Origin of the sequence: Streptomyces inusitatus, assembly GCF_014651115.1 — a bacterium.
GTDB lineage: Bacteria > Actinomycetota > Actinomycetes > Streptomycetales > Streptomycetaceae > Streptomyces > Streptomyces amakusaensis.
Genome location: NZ_BMWG01000002.1, coordinates 19,424 through 33,620, shown reverse-complemented (window position 1 = coordinate 33,620; position 14,197 = coordinate 19,424). Strand labels below are relative to the sequence as shown.

The window sequence follows — 14,197 nt, the reverse complement described above, 5'->3', positions numbered from 1 at the left end:
CCAATCGGGTTGTCAAGACCTGTGGCACCGATTGGTCCGGAGTACCCCTCGTCGAGTTTCGGCCATACCGGGACGTACGGCCCCGGGCGCACCCCCGCTGTGGGTGTACTGGATCGTCATCCTTTGGTGAGCTTTGGCCTGTGCGGAGTGTGCACGGGCTGCGGCTCTGGGTTCCGCGAGGTGTTCTCTGCCTGGGGAGTCGCGGATAAAGTGCTCGTGCAGAAGCAGCGAGTAGTACGTATCTGCGGTCGCGGGACCACCGGCGACCGGAGCCGAACGGGGAACCAGCGTGCCGACCGCAATAGCTGTCACCAGCGCAGATCTGGTGCTGCCGCCGATGGACCAGCACACGCCGACGGCGGCCCTGCTTCCGTCGCCCGCCGACCTGCCGCTGGACGCCGCGATATCCGCCGTCACCGTCCTCCTGGAACAGCACGGCTCGGTGGTCTCCCTGTATCCGTCCTCCCTGCCGCCCGCCCATGAGCGCAGGCTGCACACGGTCCGGTCCGTGCTGGAGAGCAATCGCGTCGCCCTCCTCAAGATCGATCTGCCGCCGCTGGGCGTCGCCGTACTCGCGCGCCAGTTACGCCAGTTGTCCGTCTGCGACTTCGGCCCCGGGATCATCGCCTCCGCCGCCCGGCTGCTCTCCCACTACATCTACGCGGGCGCCCTGCTGAACTCCGTGACCCGGCTCGACCGGGTGCCGGTCACCATGCGCTCGCACGCCAAGTCCTGGGTTCCCGGCACCCAGTTCGGAGTGCTCGCCAACCCCGAGCCCGAGGTGATCCGGATCGGTTCCGGACAGCTCGGCGGCCCCGCGTTCGCGACCCGGCTGGTGGTGGCCAGGGGGCAGCTCCAGTCGGAGTGGATCGAGAAGACGCTGGTTCCCGAATGGCAGTCCCAGGGCGTGGAGGAGACCGAGCTTCCGGCGGAATCCGCGCGCTGGTGGGGTACGGGAAAGCTGCTGGAATTCGCGGCCTTCCTCCCCGACATCTCCACTCTCTATCAGCTGGTGGCCTCCGTACGGAGAGAGGTGTGCACCTGGTGCGGAATCGAACTCATCGGTGACCGCTGCGGATTCTGCTCCGCGCCGCTCGTGGCGGCCGAGAGCCAGGACCGTGAATCCGGCGTGCCCAAGCACGGAACCCCCGCCCACCACGGCCCGTGACCGGCGGCGGCGACCGGCCCCCGGCCGTACGGAACCCCTCGTACCGCACCCTTCGGGCCTTCCGTAACCGCAGGTCGAGCGGGTGCCGACGGTACCGTAGCCGGCCCGGGACGGCGGTCGCCCGGACCGCCGTCGCACCGCTCGCTCCGTCCCTTTCTCCGCCCACCCCCTCCGCTCCGCCAGTCCCTGTCTGCTTCGGTCCGCCGGTCCCGCGAAGTGTGCGGGACCGGCGAAGTCAGCGAACGAGGTTGCCCAGCCCATGAATTCACGCCAACGACGCGGCGTCATCCTTCTGATCGTCTCGGTGCTGTGCGCTCTCGGCGCGTTCGCCGGCGTGATATCAGTGATCAATGATGTGAATTCGAAGGTCGGACCCGAGGTTCCCGCCTATCGGGTGAAGACCGAGGTCGCCCCTTATACGGAATTGCGGCCCGGCCAGTTCGAGAAGGTCAGCATGCCCAGGCGCTGGCTGTCGGAGAGCGCCGTCACCAATCTCTCCGAGGTCGTCGGGAAGATCGCCGTCACCCGGCTCAAAAAGGGCTCGCTGCTCCAGGACGACATGATCGTCGACCGGCCCGAACTGGAGTCCGGGGAGCAGGAGATCGCCATCATGATCGACTCCGCCACCGGGGTCGCGGGCAAGATCACCCCCGGTGACCGGGTCAATATCTTCGCCACCTTCGCGGGCAGGACCGAGCGCGACGCCGACCAGTCCCGGGTCATCGTCCCCGGGGCCCGGGTCATCGACGTCGGCAGGCTCACCCCCATCGACCGCCGGAGCGAGGACCGCCGCAGCAGCACCCTGCGCGAGGCGGTGCCGATCACCTTCGCCCTGAACACCAAGGACGCCCAGCGGGTGGCCCACGCCGAGTCCTTCGCCGAGAACGTACGGCTCGCCCTTCTCGCCAGGGGCAGCGGCTCCGCGTTGCGCCCCGGCGACAGCACCTACACCCTCGACGAAGACAAGAACAGGTGAGGGCTGTATGACCACACGCATCCTTCCGGCCGTCGGCGAGGCCGACGCGGCCCGGGCCGTCACCACCCTGCTGAGCCAGCTCCCCGACGCCGAACCCGCCGCCCCGGTGGGGGACTCGACCACCCTGCTCGACACGCTGGCCAGACTGGCCGCCGAGTCGCTCGACGAACTGCCCGAGGTCGTCCTCGTCCACGAGCGCATCGGACCGGTGCCCGCCCTCGAACTGATCCGTGAGGTCGGGCTGCGCTTCCCCGCCGTCGGCGTCGTCCTGGTGACGGCCGACGCGGGCCCCGCGCTCTACTCGGCCGCGATGGACTCCGGCGCCCGGGGCCTGGTCGCCCTCCCCCTCTCGTACGAGGAACTCGCCCAGCGCGTGGCCGCCGCGGCCGGCTGGTCCACCGGGGTGCGCAGGCACCTCGGGCAGAGCGCCGACGTCTTCACCGGCCCCGGCGGCACCGTCGTCACCGTCAGCGGGGCCAAGGGCGGCGTCGGCACCACCGTCACCGCCGTCCAGCTCGCGCTGGCCGCCCAGGCCTCGGGCCGCACGGTGGCGCTCGCCGATCTCGACCTCCAGTCCGGCGATGTCGCCTCCTACCTCGACGTCCAGTTCCGCCGCTCGATCGCCGACCTCGCCGGGATCCAGGACATCTCGCCCCGGGTGCTCCAGGACGCCCTCTTCGCCCATCACACCGGGCTCGGGCTGCTGCTCGCGCCGGGGGAGGGCGAGCGCGGCGAGGAGGTCACCGACCGCGCCGTACGGCAGATCGTCAGCGCGCTGCGCAATCGGTACGAGGTCGTCGTCATCGACTGCGGCACCCAGATGAACAGCGCCAACGCCGCCGCCGTGGAAATGGCCGATACCACCCTGCTGGTGACCACTCCGGACGTGGTCTCGGTCCGCGCCGCCAAGCGCATGGTCCGGCTCTGGGACCGGCTCCAGATCCGCAAGGCGGAGGAGACCGTCGCCGTCGTCAACCGCCACAACCGGGCCACCGAGATCCAGCCCCCGCTGATCGAGAAGATCACCGGCACCCGGGTCGCCAGGACCGCCGTCCCGGCCGGCTACAAGGAACTCCAGCCGGTGGTCGACGCCGGGCGGATGCAGGACCTGGAGGCGAAGTCCGCCGTCAAACAGGCGCTCTGGGCGCTCGCGGGCGAACTGGAGCTGGTGCGCGCGCCCCAGACTGAGCCGAAACACGGCAGATTGCGGGGCGACCGGGGTTCGATCGGCCTCCGCCGGGCACGGTCGAGATGAGCACCGTGAGGGGGTACGGGGAGCGATGAGGTCTCACGTACGAGCGGGGCGGACGGCCCCCGCGCCGGCCGTGGCCCCCGGGTGGGCGCGGCTCGTCCGCGCCCGGCTGCGGGAGGACCGGGGCCAGGCCGCCGTCGAGTTCACCGGCACCCTCCCTGTCATCCTGGCGACCCTGGCCCTGCTCTGGCAGGCCGCGCTCATCGGCTACAGCTTCTCCCTGGCGGGCAACGCGGCCGACGCGGGGGCCAGGGCGGGCGCGGTGGACGGACCGGCCGCCTGCGAGGCGGCGGCGCGGGAGGACCTCCCGGCGGCCTGGCTGGCCGGGGCGCGCTTCGGCTGCCCCGGCAACGGCGGCGATCTGTACGAGGTCAGCATCACCTTCTCCGTGCCCGTGCTCTTCCCCGGGGTGCTCGATCTGCCCTTCACCTTCGACGCCGACGCCGCCGCCGTGAACGAGGTCCCCTCATGAGCCGTGACCGCGTACGCGTACGCATCCGTGCCCGTGCCCGTGCCCGTGCCCGTGACCGTGCCCGTGAGCCGGAGAGCGGCCAGGCCGCCATCGAGTACGCCGGAGTGATCACCCTGCTGCTGCTGGTCGGCCTCGCTGCCGTCCAGTTCGGCCTGGCCGCCTACACCGCCCAGCAGGCGGGCACCGCCGCCCGCGCCGCCGCCCGCGCCGCGTCCCAGAAGGACGGCGACGGCAAGGGCGCGGCGGCCGGCCGGGCCGCCCTCAGCGACTGGCTGGACGCCTCCATCAGCGCCGAGTGCGCCGGGGCCGACGAGGTCACCGCCACCGCCGTGGTCTCCGTCCCCCGGCTGCTGCCCGTCTTCGACATCGGCCCGGCGACGAGAAGAGTCACCATGCCCTGCGACTGAACCGCCCGCCCCCGAGCCCCCGAGCCCGCGCACCACCCGGCAGATCCAGCGCAGACCTAGCACCACCTGGGAGATGAGGACATGAGCCTGCGGGCGCGCATCAGCAGCCCCGAGCCGGTCAACGGCCACGGCGAGGAGAACCGCCTTGTCGTCGTCTACCGCGCCAAGCTCCTGGAGGAGATCGACCTCGCCGAGATGTCGGCGCTCGCCGCCGCCGAGCGCAGGGCCCGGCTGGAACGGGTGCTCGGCCACATCATCAGCCGCGAGGGCCCGGTCCTCTCCAGCGTCGAACGCTCCCAGCTCATCCGCCGGGTCGTCGACGAAGCCCTCGGCCTCGGCATCCTGGAACCGCTGCTCGAAGACGCCTCCATCAGCGAGATCATGGTCAACGGCCCCGAACAGGTCTATGTGGAGCGCGGCGGCCGGCTGGAGATGCTCCCGCTCCGCTTCTCCTCCGCCGAACAGCTGATGCAGACCATCGAGCGCATCGTCTCCACCGTCAACCGCCGCGTCGACGAGGCCAATCCGATGGTCGACGCCCGCCTCCCCTCCGGGGAGCGGGTCAATGTCATCATCCCGCCGCTCTCCCTGAGCGGGCCCATCCTCACCATCCGCCGCTTCCCGCGCGCCTTCACCCTCCAGGAAATGATCGCCATCGGCTCCCTGGACGAGCAGATGACCCTGCTGCTCTCGGGTCTGGTCCGGGCCAAATTCAATGTGATCGTCTCCGGCGCGACCGGCACCGGCAAGACCACCCTGCTCAACTCCCTCTCCGGACTGATCCCGGAGAACGAGCGGATCGTCACCATCGAGGACTCCGCCGAACTCCAGCTCCAGCAGTCCCATGTGATCACCCTGGAGAGTCGGCCGCCGAACGTCGAGGGCAAGGGCCGGGTCACCATCCGCGACCTCGTCCGCAACTCCCTGCGCATGCGCCCCGACCGCATCATCGTCGGAGAGGTGCGCGGCGGCGAGACGCTCGACATGCTCCAGGCCATGTCCACCGGCCACGACGGCTCGCTCGCCACCGTCCACGCCAACAGCGCCGAGGACGCGCTGATGCGGCTCCAGACCCTCGCCTCCATGGCCGAGGTCGAGATCCCCTTCATCGCCATCAGGGACCAGATCAACAGCGCCGTCGACGTCATCGTCCAGCTCACCCGGCACGCCGACGGCTCCCGCCGGGTCACCGAGATCGCCGTCGTCGACTCCCGGGGCCGCGACGAGTACCGCATCGTCTCCGTCTGCCGCTTCCAGGCCGAGCCCATGACCGCCGACGGCCGGGTGAACGGCCGGTTTGTCTACCACCCGGTCCCGCGCAAGGTCGCCGAACGGCTCTATATGAAGAACGAGCCGCTGCCCCCGGTCTTCGGCGTGGCCGACTCCGACGACCAGCTCGCCGTGCGCCGAACGGTCGTCTGAACGGCCCCCGAGCCCCCTCACCGTCATCCGAAGCCCATCGAAAAGGCCCCGCCCGACATGGACAATCTCCCGCTTCTGACAGCCGGAGTCACACTGCTCGCCGGTGTGCTCGGTGTCATCGGCGCGCACACCTACGCCTCGGGCAGGGCCCAGCGACAGGCCCTGGTCGACCGGATGACCCAGAGCGGCACGCTCACCGGCCCCACCGGCCGCCGCCGCTTCGACGGCGTCGACCGGCGGCTGCGCCCCACCCGCCTCGGCCGCCGCATCGAACGGAAGATAGCCGTCACCGGCCTCGACCTCACCCCCGGCGAGTACGCCGTCTACGTCCTCGCCGGGCTGCTCTCCCTCTACTTCATCATCGGCGCGGTCTTCGCCCCCTTCTTCGGAGTGCTCGCGGCCTTCGCCGGCCTCTGGGGAGCCAACGCCTTCCTCAACTGGCAGCGGAACAAGCGCACCGAGGCCTTCATCAACCAGCTCCCCGAGCTCACCCGCGTACTCGCCAACGCCACCCAGGCCGGACTCGCCCTGCGCACCGCCCTCGCCATGGCCGCCGAGGAACTCGACGACCCCGCCGGCCATGAACTCGGCGTCGTCGCCGACCAGCTCGCCGTCGGACAGAGCCTCGACGAGGCGCTCGGCCGGCTCGCCGAGCGGCTGCCCTCCCGCGAGCTGATCGTCCTCGTCACCACCCTCATCCTCGCCAACCGGGCAGGCGGCCAGGTCGTCACCTCGCTGCGCAACCTCACCCAGTCCCTGGAGGAGCGCAAGGAGACCCGCCGGGAGGTCACCACCACGCTCTCCCAGATCAAGGTCACCGCCCTGGCCGTCCCCCTGCTCGGCCTCGGCTTCCTGCTGATGATCAACTCCATGACCCCCGGAGCCCTCGACAAAATGACCGGCTCGGTGGTCGGCCAGATCACCACCCTCATCGCCTTCGGCCTCTACGGACTCGGCGCGTTCCTGATCCGCCGGGTCTCCCGGATCCAGGTCTGAGACAAGGAGGACACAGGACACCATGGGACTTCTCCTCGCCGCGCTGCTCGGCCTGTCCGTGTACGGCGTCTTCCACGGCGTACGGATGTACCGCGCCGACGCGAAACTCCCCGAGGACCTCGCCCTGGCGCTGGAGATCGGCGCCACCCGCACCACGGCGGTCGGCTCCGGAATCGACCGGCTCGGCATGCGCTACGCCCCCGCCGTGCTCCGCTCCATGGGCCCCAAGCGGGTCGACGCCCTGCGCGTCCGGCTCGACATGGCGGGCAACCCCGGCGGCATGACCGTCGACCGCTACGCCGCCCGCCGCGCCGTCTACAGCTTCCTGGGCGTGCTGGCCTTCCTCTCCATGCTGCTGCGCGGACAGTTCGTCCTCGCGATCCTGCTGCTGCTCTTCGGCCTCCTCTGGACCGACGTCATCATCAAGGCCGCCATCCGCCGCCGCCGCGCCGACATCGAACGCACCCTCCCCGACTTCCTCGACGTCCTCGCCGTCGTCGTCTCGGCCGGCCTCGGCTTCCGCCAGGCCCTCGAACGCGTCTCGGAGAAGTACGAGGGCCCCTGGTCCGACGAGATCCGCATCACCCTGCGCCAGATGGACATGGGAGTGAGCCGCCGCGAAGCCTTCGACCAACTGCGCAGGCGCAATGACTCGGAGCAGGTGTCGATGCTGGTCACCGCGCTCCAGCAGGGCGAGGAACTCGGCGCGCCGATCGTCGAGACCCTCATCCAGATCGCCACCGACATGCGCCGCACCGACGCCCAGAACGCCCGCAGGGACGCGGCCAGAGCGGTGCCCAAGTCCACGCTCGTGGTCACCCTGATCATGCTCCCGGCGACGATGATCCTCATCATCGCGAGCTTCTACTACGGCGCGGGAGTCGATCTCTCGGAGGTGCTGGGCGGCTGACCCGCCCGGCCCCCGGCACCCGGCAGCGCTCAGGAACGGGAGGTGAGCCCCATGGACCACGACGAACACCACGATCAGCACGACCGCCACGACCACAGCCGTACCGACCCGTCCGGCACCGGCCCGGGCCGCTCCCGCACCCCCTCGCTGCCCCTCCAGGTCAACGCCCTCCAGGCGCTCTGCCGCCAGGTCTTCGGCTTCCGCCTCGCCATGATCGCGCTGGCCGTCCCCTTCGCCCTCGCCGGCACCCGCCCTGGCCCGGCGAGCTGGCTGGTCGGAGCGGCGGTCCTGGTCACCTTCATGACCTCGTACGCCCTGCTCCGCGACTGGGAGCGGTTCGGCCCCGTACTGCTGCGCCACCCCTGGCTGCTCGGCGCCGACATGGCCTTCGGCGCACTGCTGCTGATCACCGCGTCGCCGGACTCCACCCTCGCGTACGTCACCATCTGCACCCCGCTGCTCGCCGGGCTGATCTACGGCCGGCGCGGGGCCGCCGTCTTCGCCGTGCTCCAGTCGCTGATCGTGGCGGGCGCGTACGCCGTCAACGACCAGGCGGTGGCCCGCTTCACCGCCCTTCTGCTCCCCGGGCTCTGTGTGCTGACCGGCGCGCTGGGCAGCACCCTGCGCCGGCTGATGCTGGGCTTCGGCGAGGCCGGACAGGCGCTCTCCGAGGCCCGCGCCCGGCTCGCGGCCGGCGGGGCGGTCGAGCGCGAACGCGCCAGGCTCGCACGGGAGATGCACGACTCGGTGGCCAAGACCCTGCACGGGCTCGCGCTCGCCGCCGACGGGCTCGCCCACACCGCCGACCGGATGGACCCGTCCACCGTACGGCTCCAGGCCGAGCTGGTGGCCAGGGCCGCGCGCCGGGCCGCCGCCGAATCGCGCGAGCTGCTCTCCGATCTGCGCCGGGAGCCCACCCCCGACGGCGGCACGGACATCGTCGCCGAACTCGGCGCCCGTACCGAGGACCTCGACCGCCGCGACGGCGTCCGCGCCGTCTTCCGCCGCGTCGGCGCGAGCCCGCCCGCGCTGTCGCAGGCCGTCGCCCGGCACGCGCTGACCATCGCGTCGGAGGCGATGGAGAACGCCCGCCGGCACGGCGGCTCCGGGCGGGTGGAGGTGTCGGCGGGGGTGCTCGACGGAGTGCTGCGGATCAGCGTCTACGACGACGGGAAGGGGCTGCCGCCCGGCACCACCCTCGAAGGGCTCCGCAGATCCGGCCACTTCGGCCTGGTGGGCATGGTCGAACGGGCCGCCTCCATCGGCGCGCGGATCCGGATCGGCCGGGGCCCCGCCTCCCGCGGCACCGAGGTCCGCCTCGAACTCCCCCTGCCCGCCGTGCCGAGCGCCCCGGTCTCGCTGCTGCTGTGACCCCCGTTTCCCGTCCCCCGCTCAGAGAGGAGGCCGTGGCCATGCCGGACGACCACCCCCACCATCCCCCCGGCCCGGTGGAGCACCCGCCCCCGCCGGCCGCCCCGCTCCGGATCGTCGTCGCCGACGACAACCCGGTCGTACGGGCGGGTCTGACCGCCCTGTTGCAGGGCCGTCCCGATCTGGCCGTCGTCGCGGAGGCCGCCGACGGCCGCCAGGCCTACGAGGCGACGGTCCGGCACCGGCCGGACGTCGTGCTGCTGGACGTCCGGATGCCGGGCGTGGACGGCATATCGGCCCTGCCCCATCTGGTCCCGCTCGCCCCGGTGCTGATGATGACCTACAGCCGGGAGAGCGCGATCGTCCACGAGGCGCTGCGGCGGGGCGCGGGCGGCTATCTGGTCCACGGCGAGTTCACCGCCGAGGAGCTGGTCGCCGCGGTACGCGACATCCGGGCAGGCCGTGCGCCGCTCTCCCCCTCCGCGACCGGCGCCCTGCTCGCGGGAGTACGCGGCGATCCGGCCGCGAAAGCGTCTGCGACCGCACACATCCACTCCGACGAAACCGTAGAGAATCGCTTCATCGGACAAGCAATGCCTGGTACATGGCCCCGCCCAAGGTTCCGGGAATTTGCTCAACAGGCTTCGCTTACGCAAGCGAATGTGGGACATTCATCTTCGGGCCCCCACCCGGCCGAGGAGCCCCGAGGAGTGATCACCGAGCTGAGCAGGCGGGAGGTCGAGGTGATGGGGCTGATCGCGTCGGGTCTGACCAATCAGCAGATCGCCGCTTCCTGCTTCATCAGCCCGAAGACGGTCAAGAACCACATCAACCGCATCTTCGCCAAGCTGAACGCGGCCAGCAGGGGCGAGGCCATCGCCGTCTGGCACGGCGTGGCGGCGGCGCGCGGCGCGACCGGCCCGGCGGGTGCCTCATGACCGGGCGCACCCTCCTCGCCTGGGCCCGCCGTTGGGCCCCGGGGCCCATTCCCGGGCGCGCGCTTCCGGCGTACATTTCTCACGCCGCCACCCGGACCGGCCGCCGGAGGGCGGGCGTCGCGGGTCCGGCGGGCGGAGACATGGACTCGTACGAGCCGGCCGGCGTCAGCGCCCCCGGCGCCGGAGGGGAAGCCGATGCCGAACGTGACGCTCAAGGCCGTGGTCAGGACCCGTCTGTATCTCGCGGCCCGAGCGGCGGCAGCCTCGCGCGCGAGGAGGGACCGCCGCGACGGGGGACAGGGCTCGGTCGAGTACGTCGGAGTGATCGTGCTGGTGGCCGCGATCATCGCGGCGCTGGTGGGTTCGGGAGTGGCCGACGACATCGCCAACGGGCTGACGGAGAAGGTCGGCGAGATCCTCAGCGGCGGTGGGGGCGGCGGCGAGTAGCCGCGCCGGGCGCCCGCCGCACCCGTGAGGCAGGGCAGGCGACCCCCATCTATCTCGCGATGGTGGTGGGCCTGCTCTTTCTCGCGCTCGCCTTCTTCGCCGTCGGGCAGGCGGGCGCGAGCCGGGGCGGGACCCAGTCCGGCGCGGACGCCGCCGCGCTCGCCGCCGCCCGCGAGTCCCGCGACAGCCTCGGCGAGGACCTGGCGGCGGGCATCCTCGACCCGGACTTCCTCCGCGACTTCCTCGACGGCCGCCCGAAGGACACCCTCGGAACCGGCTGTGACGCCGCCGGCCGGTTCGCCGAGGCGAACGGGACCCTGGTGGGGGACTGCTTCTCGCTGGGCGACGGCCGCTGGGGATACACCGTCGCCGTGGACGCGCGGGAGTCGATCGGCGACACCGTGCTGCCCGGCACCGAGAACTTCCGCGCGGAGGCGACGGCCACCGCCGTGGTCGAGCCCCGCTGCACCTTCGCCGCCGCGGAGCCCCCGGAGCCGTCCGAGCCCGCCGAGCCGTCCACCCCCTCGGAGCCGTCCGAACCGGCCGAGCCCACCGAGCCCACCGAACCGGCCGAGCCGCCGGAGCCCGTCTCCCCCGGCACGCTCGACTGCGACGGCGGCGAGAGCTTCGACCTCGATCCGCAGCAGCCGGACCGCCTCCCCGACATGTCCGACCTCTTCACCGTCCGGCTGGACGGGGACTGACCGCGCCACCGAACGCACCGCCACCGAACGCAAAGGAACAGCACTGATGAGCATTGGGCATCGAGCGAAGGCCCCCGGGACAGTGACGGCGGTCCTTGTGGCGGCGGCGCTGTCGTTCTCCCTCACGGCGTGCGGCGGCGGCGACGGTGAGGACGACGCGGACGAGAAGGGCAACGCCGCGGTCTCCACCCCGGCCGACATCGCCGAGTCCGGCCGGCCCGGCGACGACGGCGGCTCCGCCGCGCCGGAGGCCCCCCAGGTCCTGGCCACCATCAAGGGCGGCAACGGCTTCCAGTTCACCGTGCACAGCGCGGTCCGCGACGACGGCGGCTTTCTGACCCTCGCGGGCGTCGTGCAGAACGTCAGCGGCAAACGGCAGGCCCCGCCGGTCCAGTGGAACGGCCAGGAGAAGCAGGTCAAGGTGACCGGACGCTCCCTCGCCGGCATCACCCTGGTCGACAAGGCCGGCAAGAAGCGCTACTACGTGCTCCGCGACACCGACGGATACCCGCTCACCACCACCGGTCTGAGCGCCTTCGAAGCGGGCCGGAGCGTCGACTTCTTCGCCCAGTTCCCCGCGCCCCCCGAGGACACCGACTCGGTCGATGTGCAGATCCCGCTCATGCCCAGCGCCACGATCGAGATCAGCTGATGGCCGCCGGGACCGGGCGGCGGACTCCGCGCACGGCGGGCCGGCGGCCGGCGGCCGTGTCCGTCGCCCTGACTCTGCTGTTCACCGGATTCCAGCTGACCTCCGCCTCCGCCGCGGGCTCGGCCGCCGTGCCCGCCGCCGCCCCGGCCGAGAACGACCCGAGCGCCCCCCCGGGGGCCGTGCCGCTCTCCGAACCGCCCCAGGTCGACGCCGACAGCGCCGGACTGAAGATGCGGGACGGGGCCACCCTCGCCCAGCCGCGCGTCCTCGACATCGTCTCCATCGTGGAGACCGAGGGCGGCGAGGAGCGCCGCGAGGAGACCACGATCTCGCTGAAGTTCGCGCTTCAGGCGGAAGTCCTCTTCGGCAAGGACAGCGCGGAGCTGAACCCCCGGGCCGAGAGCCGTATCGCCGCGATCGCCGCGGAGGTCGAGAAGCACCGGGGCCGGAAGATCCGGGTCTTCGGATTCACCGACAATCTGGGCACCTACGAGCACGGCCGCAAACTCTCCCGCCAGCGGGCCGACGCCGTCCACGGGGTCCTCAGCGAGCAGTTGAACGACCCCGGCGTCACCTACGAGGTCCGCGGCTACAGCGAGGACTATCCGATCGCCGACAACGCCACCGAGGACGGCCGCCGGAAGAACCGCCGGGTCGAGGTCTCCTTCCCCACCGGATCCGCCGCCGGAAACCCCAACTGACCACCATACGGGCCGATAAGATGCATCGGCCCGCAGGTGTGGAGTCGGAACGACAGGTCTAGGAGCACACGGATGAGGCGGGGCGGTACGCCGGTCACCAGGCGGCCGGCGGCGGCGGGACGGCGGGTGTCGGCGGTGGTCGCCCTCGCGGCGGTGTGCTCGCTCGCCCAGGGCCCCGCGCCCGCACTGGCCGCGTCGGCGAACTGGCCGGGGGCGTACCGTACCGCTCCCGACGCGCAGCGGATCTCCGGCGCCGCTTCGGCGGAGGCGGGCGGGCCGAGGCTCGAAGAGGGCACCTATGTCGACTCGATCTCGGCGGGGGAGCGGAAGTACTACCGGGTCGTGCTCGACGACACGTCGAACGCCTATGTCTCCGCCGTGCTCGCCCCGCCGCCCGGCAGCCGGGTGCGTCCCACCGACGGGATACGGGTCTCCCTGGAGTCCGCCGACGGGGCCCGGTGCAGCGTCCGCAACGACATCACCTTCGGCGGGTCCACCCCGCTGCCCGTCGCCGACTACTCCACCCGGCGCATCGGGCAGGGCCGGGAGTGCCAGGCGGCGGGGGAGTACCTCTACACCGTCGAGTGGATCGGCGGCGGCGAGAGCGATTCGACCGCCAAGGGCTGGACGGTCGAGCTGAAGCACATGAGCGAGCCCGGCCTCAAGGAGGGCACGGCCGGGCCCGTCACCCCGACCGCCCCGGAGGACCGGGGCGACCCGGAGCGGGTGAGCGGCCCGGCCACGCCGGTGACCGGGGGATCCGGCTTCAACGACACCCATCCGATCGGGCACGGTGTGTGGAGCGAGGCGCTGAACCCGGGCGACAGCCGCTTCTACCGGGTTCCGGTGGAGTGGGGGCAGCGGCTGCTGCTCGACGCCGAGTTCGGCGACGGCGGCACCTCGGGACGGCCCGGCGGCGGGCTGCGGGTCACGGTGTTCAACACCGCCCGGGGCTTTGTGGAGAACACCGCCGAGCCCTACCGGGGCAGGCCGGGCAAGCTCTCCCTCGACACCGAACGGGCCGTCTTCGGCAACCGGACGTCGGACCACAACGACATCAGCGGAATGCGCTTCTCCGGTCCGCACTATCTCCGGGTCTCCCTCGACCGGAAGGCCCCGGGCCCACTGCCGGTGACCCTGCGGCTGACCCTCGACGGCGAGCGCGCCGAGGCGCCCGCCTATCTGAGCGACCCGGTCGCGGCGGGCTTCGGCATCACCGAGGACGACCGGGAGGAGGCCATGGAGGGGCGGGCCGAGGACGACGACCCCCGCGAGACCCTCCTGACGGTCGTCGGCATCACCGGCATCGGCCTGGGCTCGGCGCTCCTTCTCACTCTCCTCGGCTGGACCGCCGCCGCCCGCCTCGCCCGCCCCCGGGGCCGCCACGCCTCCACCGGCGAACCCCGCTCCTAGGTTGTTTCCACCCGCAGCCGCACTCCCTTCCGTACTCCCCACTCCTCCATCGCCCCGCCCGCCGCCTCCAGCACATGGCGTGCCCGCGGCCGGGGCCTGCCGAGCCGCCCGGGGCGGAGGGTGTGGACGTCCAGCACGCGCAGTTCGCGGTCCAGATAGGCCACATCGACGGTGAAGCGCATCCGGAAGGTGTGCACCGCGCCGCACGGCGTGAGCAGCATCGCCCCCTCGACACCGTCCCGGCCGAGCAGCCCCCGCCGCCTGCTGCGGTAACCCGCCGCGATCTCCAGGGGCACCGGCGCGTCGCGCCCCTCCACCCACAACGACCCCTCGCCGTCCCGCCACCGCTCTCCCGAACCCATGGCCGT

Annotated in this window: 15 protein-coding genes and 1 pseudogene; 15 read left to right on the top strand and 1 reads right to left on the bottom strand. The window is 72.1% G+C overall.

The window, feature by feature from the left end:
• Positions 1-289: 289 nt before the first annotated feature.
• From IE247_RS03900 to IE247_RS03830, 15 genes and pseudogenes are all read left to right on the top strand, one after another.
• Positions 290-1,168: a hypothetical protein gene (locus tag IE247_RS03900; RefSeq protein ID WP_229868619.1), complete on the top strand. Its 879-nt coding sequence runs from the start codon at positions 290-292 to the stop codon at positions 1,166-1,168.
• A 259-nt stretch (positions 1,169-1,427) separates the two neighbouring features.
• Positions 1,428-2,144, top strand: coding sequence for a Flp pilus assembly protein CpaB (gene cpaB / locus IE247_RS03895; protein ID WP_190121469.1), 717 nt, complete (start codon positions 1,428-1,430; stop codon positions 2,142-2,144).
• A 7-nt stretch (positions 2,145-2,151) separates the two neighbouring features.
• The gene (locus tag IE247_RS03890; protein ID WP_190121468.1) at positions 2,152-3,399 is read left to right on the top strand and encodes a CpaE/TadZ family protein; all 1,248 of its coding nucleotides are present in this window, start codon (positions 2,152-2,154) and stop codon (positions 3,397-3,399) included.
• A gap of 25 nt (positions 3,400-3,424) precedes the next feature.
• A complete protein-coding gene (locus IE247_RS03885; RefSeq protein WP_190121467.1) occupies positions 3,425-3,868 on the top strand; it encodes a TadE/TadG family type IV pilus assembly protein in 444 nt (147 codons plus the stop codon).
• Positions 3,865-4,275, top strand: a complete 411-nt coding sequence (locus tag IE247_RS03880) for a TadE/TadG family type IV pilus assembly protein (RefSeq protein WP_190121466.1) — start codon at positions 3,865-3,867, stop codon at positions 4,273-4,275. The genes IE247_RS03885 and IE247_RS03880 overlap by 4 nt, the downstream gene beginning before the upstream one ends.
• 81 nt (positions 4,276-4,356) lie before the next feature.
• A complete protein-coding gene (locus IE247_RS03875; protein ID WP_190121465.1) occupies positions 4,357-5,697 on the top strand; it encodes a TadA family conjugal transfer-associated ATPase in 1,341 nt (446 codons plus the stop codon).
• Positions 5,698-5,754: 57 nt separating this feature from the next.
• Positions 5,755-6,693 (top strand): type II secretion system F family protein, encoded by a 939-nt coding sequence (locus tag IE247_RS03870; protein ID WP_190121464.1) that lies wholly within the window; start codon positions 5,755-5,757, stop codon positions 6,691-6,693.
• A gap of 22 nt (positions 6,694-6,715) precedes the next feature.
• Positions 6,716-7,603, top strand: coding sequence for a DUF5936 domain-containing protein (locus IE247_RS03865; protein ID WP_190121463.1), 888 nt, complete (start codon positions 6,716-6,718; stop codon positions 7,601-7,603).
• Between the two features lie 51 nt (positions 7,604-7,654).
• Positions 7,655-8,974, top strand: coding sequence for a sensor histidine kinase (locus IE247_RS03860; protein ID WP_190121462.1), 1,320 nt, complete (start codon positions 7,655-7,657; stop codon positions 8,972-8,974).
• 41 nt (positions 8,975-9,015) lie between these two features.
• The gene (locus IE247_RS03855) at positions 9,016-9,912 is read left to right on the top strand and encodes a response regulator (RefSeq protein ID WP_190121461.1); all 897 of its coding nucleotides are present in this window, start codon (positions 9,016-9,018) and stop codon (positions 9,910-9,912) included.
• Positions 9,913-10,107: 195 nt separating this feature from the next.
• Positions 10,108-10,359, top strand: a complete 252-nt coding sequence (locus IE247_RS03850; protein WP_190121460.1) for a hypothetical protein — start codon at positions 10,108-10,110, stop codon at positions 10,357-10,359.
• Between the two features lie 44 nt (positions 10,360-10,403).
• Positions 10,404-11,063 (top strand): annotated as a pseudogene (locus tag IE247_RS03845) (pilus assembly protein TadG-related protein); the annotation flags it as partial.
• A 46-nt stretch (positions 11,064-11,109) separates the two neighbouring features.
• Entirely contained in the window at positions 11,110-11,715 is a 606-nt protein-coding gene (locus IE247_RS03840) for a hypothetical protein (RefSeq protein WP_190121458.1), read from the top strand.
• Positions 11,715-12,416, top strand: coding sequence for an OmpA family protein (locus IE247_RS03835; RefSeq protein ID WP_190121457.1), 702 nt, complete (start codon positions 11,715-11,717; stop codon positions 12,414-12,416). The genes IE247_RS03840 and IE247_RS03835 overlap by 1 nt, the downstream gene beginning before the upstream one ends.
• Positions 12,417-12,488: 72 nt before the next feature.
• Positions 12,489-13,829 carry a hypothetical protein gene (locus tag IE247_RS03830; protein WP_190121456.1) on the top strand — a complete coding sequence of 447 codons (1,341 nt, stop codon included), beginning with the start codon at positions 12,489-12,491 and terminating at the stop codon, positions 13,827-13,829.
• On the opposite strand, the gene IE247_RS03825 is transcribed toward IE247_RS03830, so the two are convergent.
• On the bottom strand, positions 13,826-14,191 hold the full coding sequence (locus IE247_RS03825; RefSeq protein WP_190121455.1) for a DUF192 domain-containing protein: 366 nt from the start codon (positions 14,189-14,191) through the stop codon (positions 13,826-13,828). The genes IE247_RS03830 and IE247_RS03825 overlap by 4 nt on opposite strands.
• Between the last annotated feature and the right edge of the window lie 6 nt (positions 14,192-14,197).

Bases quoted from the DNA above. Each gene is read 5' to 3' on its own strand.
- cpaB (WP_190121469.1), top strand. From the start codon at position 1,428: ATGAATTCACGCCAACGACGCGGCGTCATCCTTCTGATCGTCTCGGTG.
- IE247_RS03855 (WP_190121461.1), top strand. From the start codon at position 9,016: ATGCCGGACGACCACCCCCACCATCCCCCCGGCCCGGTGGAGCACCCG.
- IE247_RS03875 (WP_190121465.1), top strand. From the start codon at position 4,357: ATGAGCCTGCGGGCGCGCATCAGCAGCCCCGAGCCGGTCAACGGCCAC.
- IE247_RS03830 (WP_190121456.1), top strand. From the start codon at position 12,489: ATGAGGCGGGGCGGTACGCCGGTCACCAGGCGGCCGGCGGCGGCGGGA.
- IE247_RS03880 (WP_190121466.1), top strand. From the start codon at position 3,865: ATGAGCCGTGACCGCGTACGCGTACGCATCCGTGCCCGTGCCCGTGCC.
- IE247_RS03860 (WP_190121462.1), top strand. From the start codon at position 7,655: ATGGACCACGACGAACACCACGATCAGCACGACCGCCACGACCACAGC.
- IE247_RS03865 (WP_190121463.1), top strand. From the start codon at position 6,716: ATGGGACTTCTCCTCGCCGCGCTGCTCGGCCTGTCCGTGTACGGCGTC.
- IE247_RS03885 (WP_190121467.1), top strand. From the start codon at position 3,425: ATGAGGTCTCACGTACGAGCGGGGCGGACGGCCCCCGCGCCGGCCGTG.
- IE247_RS03840 (WP_190121458.1), top strand. From the start codon at position 11,110: ATGAGCATTGGGCATCGAGCGAAGGCCCCCGGGACAGTGACGGCGGTC.
- IE247_RS03890 (WP_190121468.1), top strand. From the start codon at position 2,152: ATGACCACACGCATCCTTCCGGCCGTCGGCGAGGCCGACGCGGCCCGG.
- IE247_RS03835 (WP_190121457.1), top strand. From the start codon at position 11,715: ATGGCCGCCGGGACCGGGCGGCGGACTCCGCGCACGGCGGGCCGGCGG.
- IE247_RS03825 (WP_190121455.1), bottom strand. From the start codon at position 14,191: ATGGGTTCGGGAGAGCGGTGGCGGGACGGCGAGGGGTCGTTGTGGGTG.
- IE247_RS03850 (WP_190121460.1), top strand. From the start codon at position 10,108: ATGCCGAACGTGACGCTCAAGGCCGTGGTCAGGACCCGTCTGTATCTC.
- IE247_RS03870 (WP_190121464.1), top strand. From the start codon at position 5,755: ATGGACAATCTCCCGCTTCTGACAGCCGGAGTCACACTGCTCGCCGGT.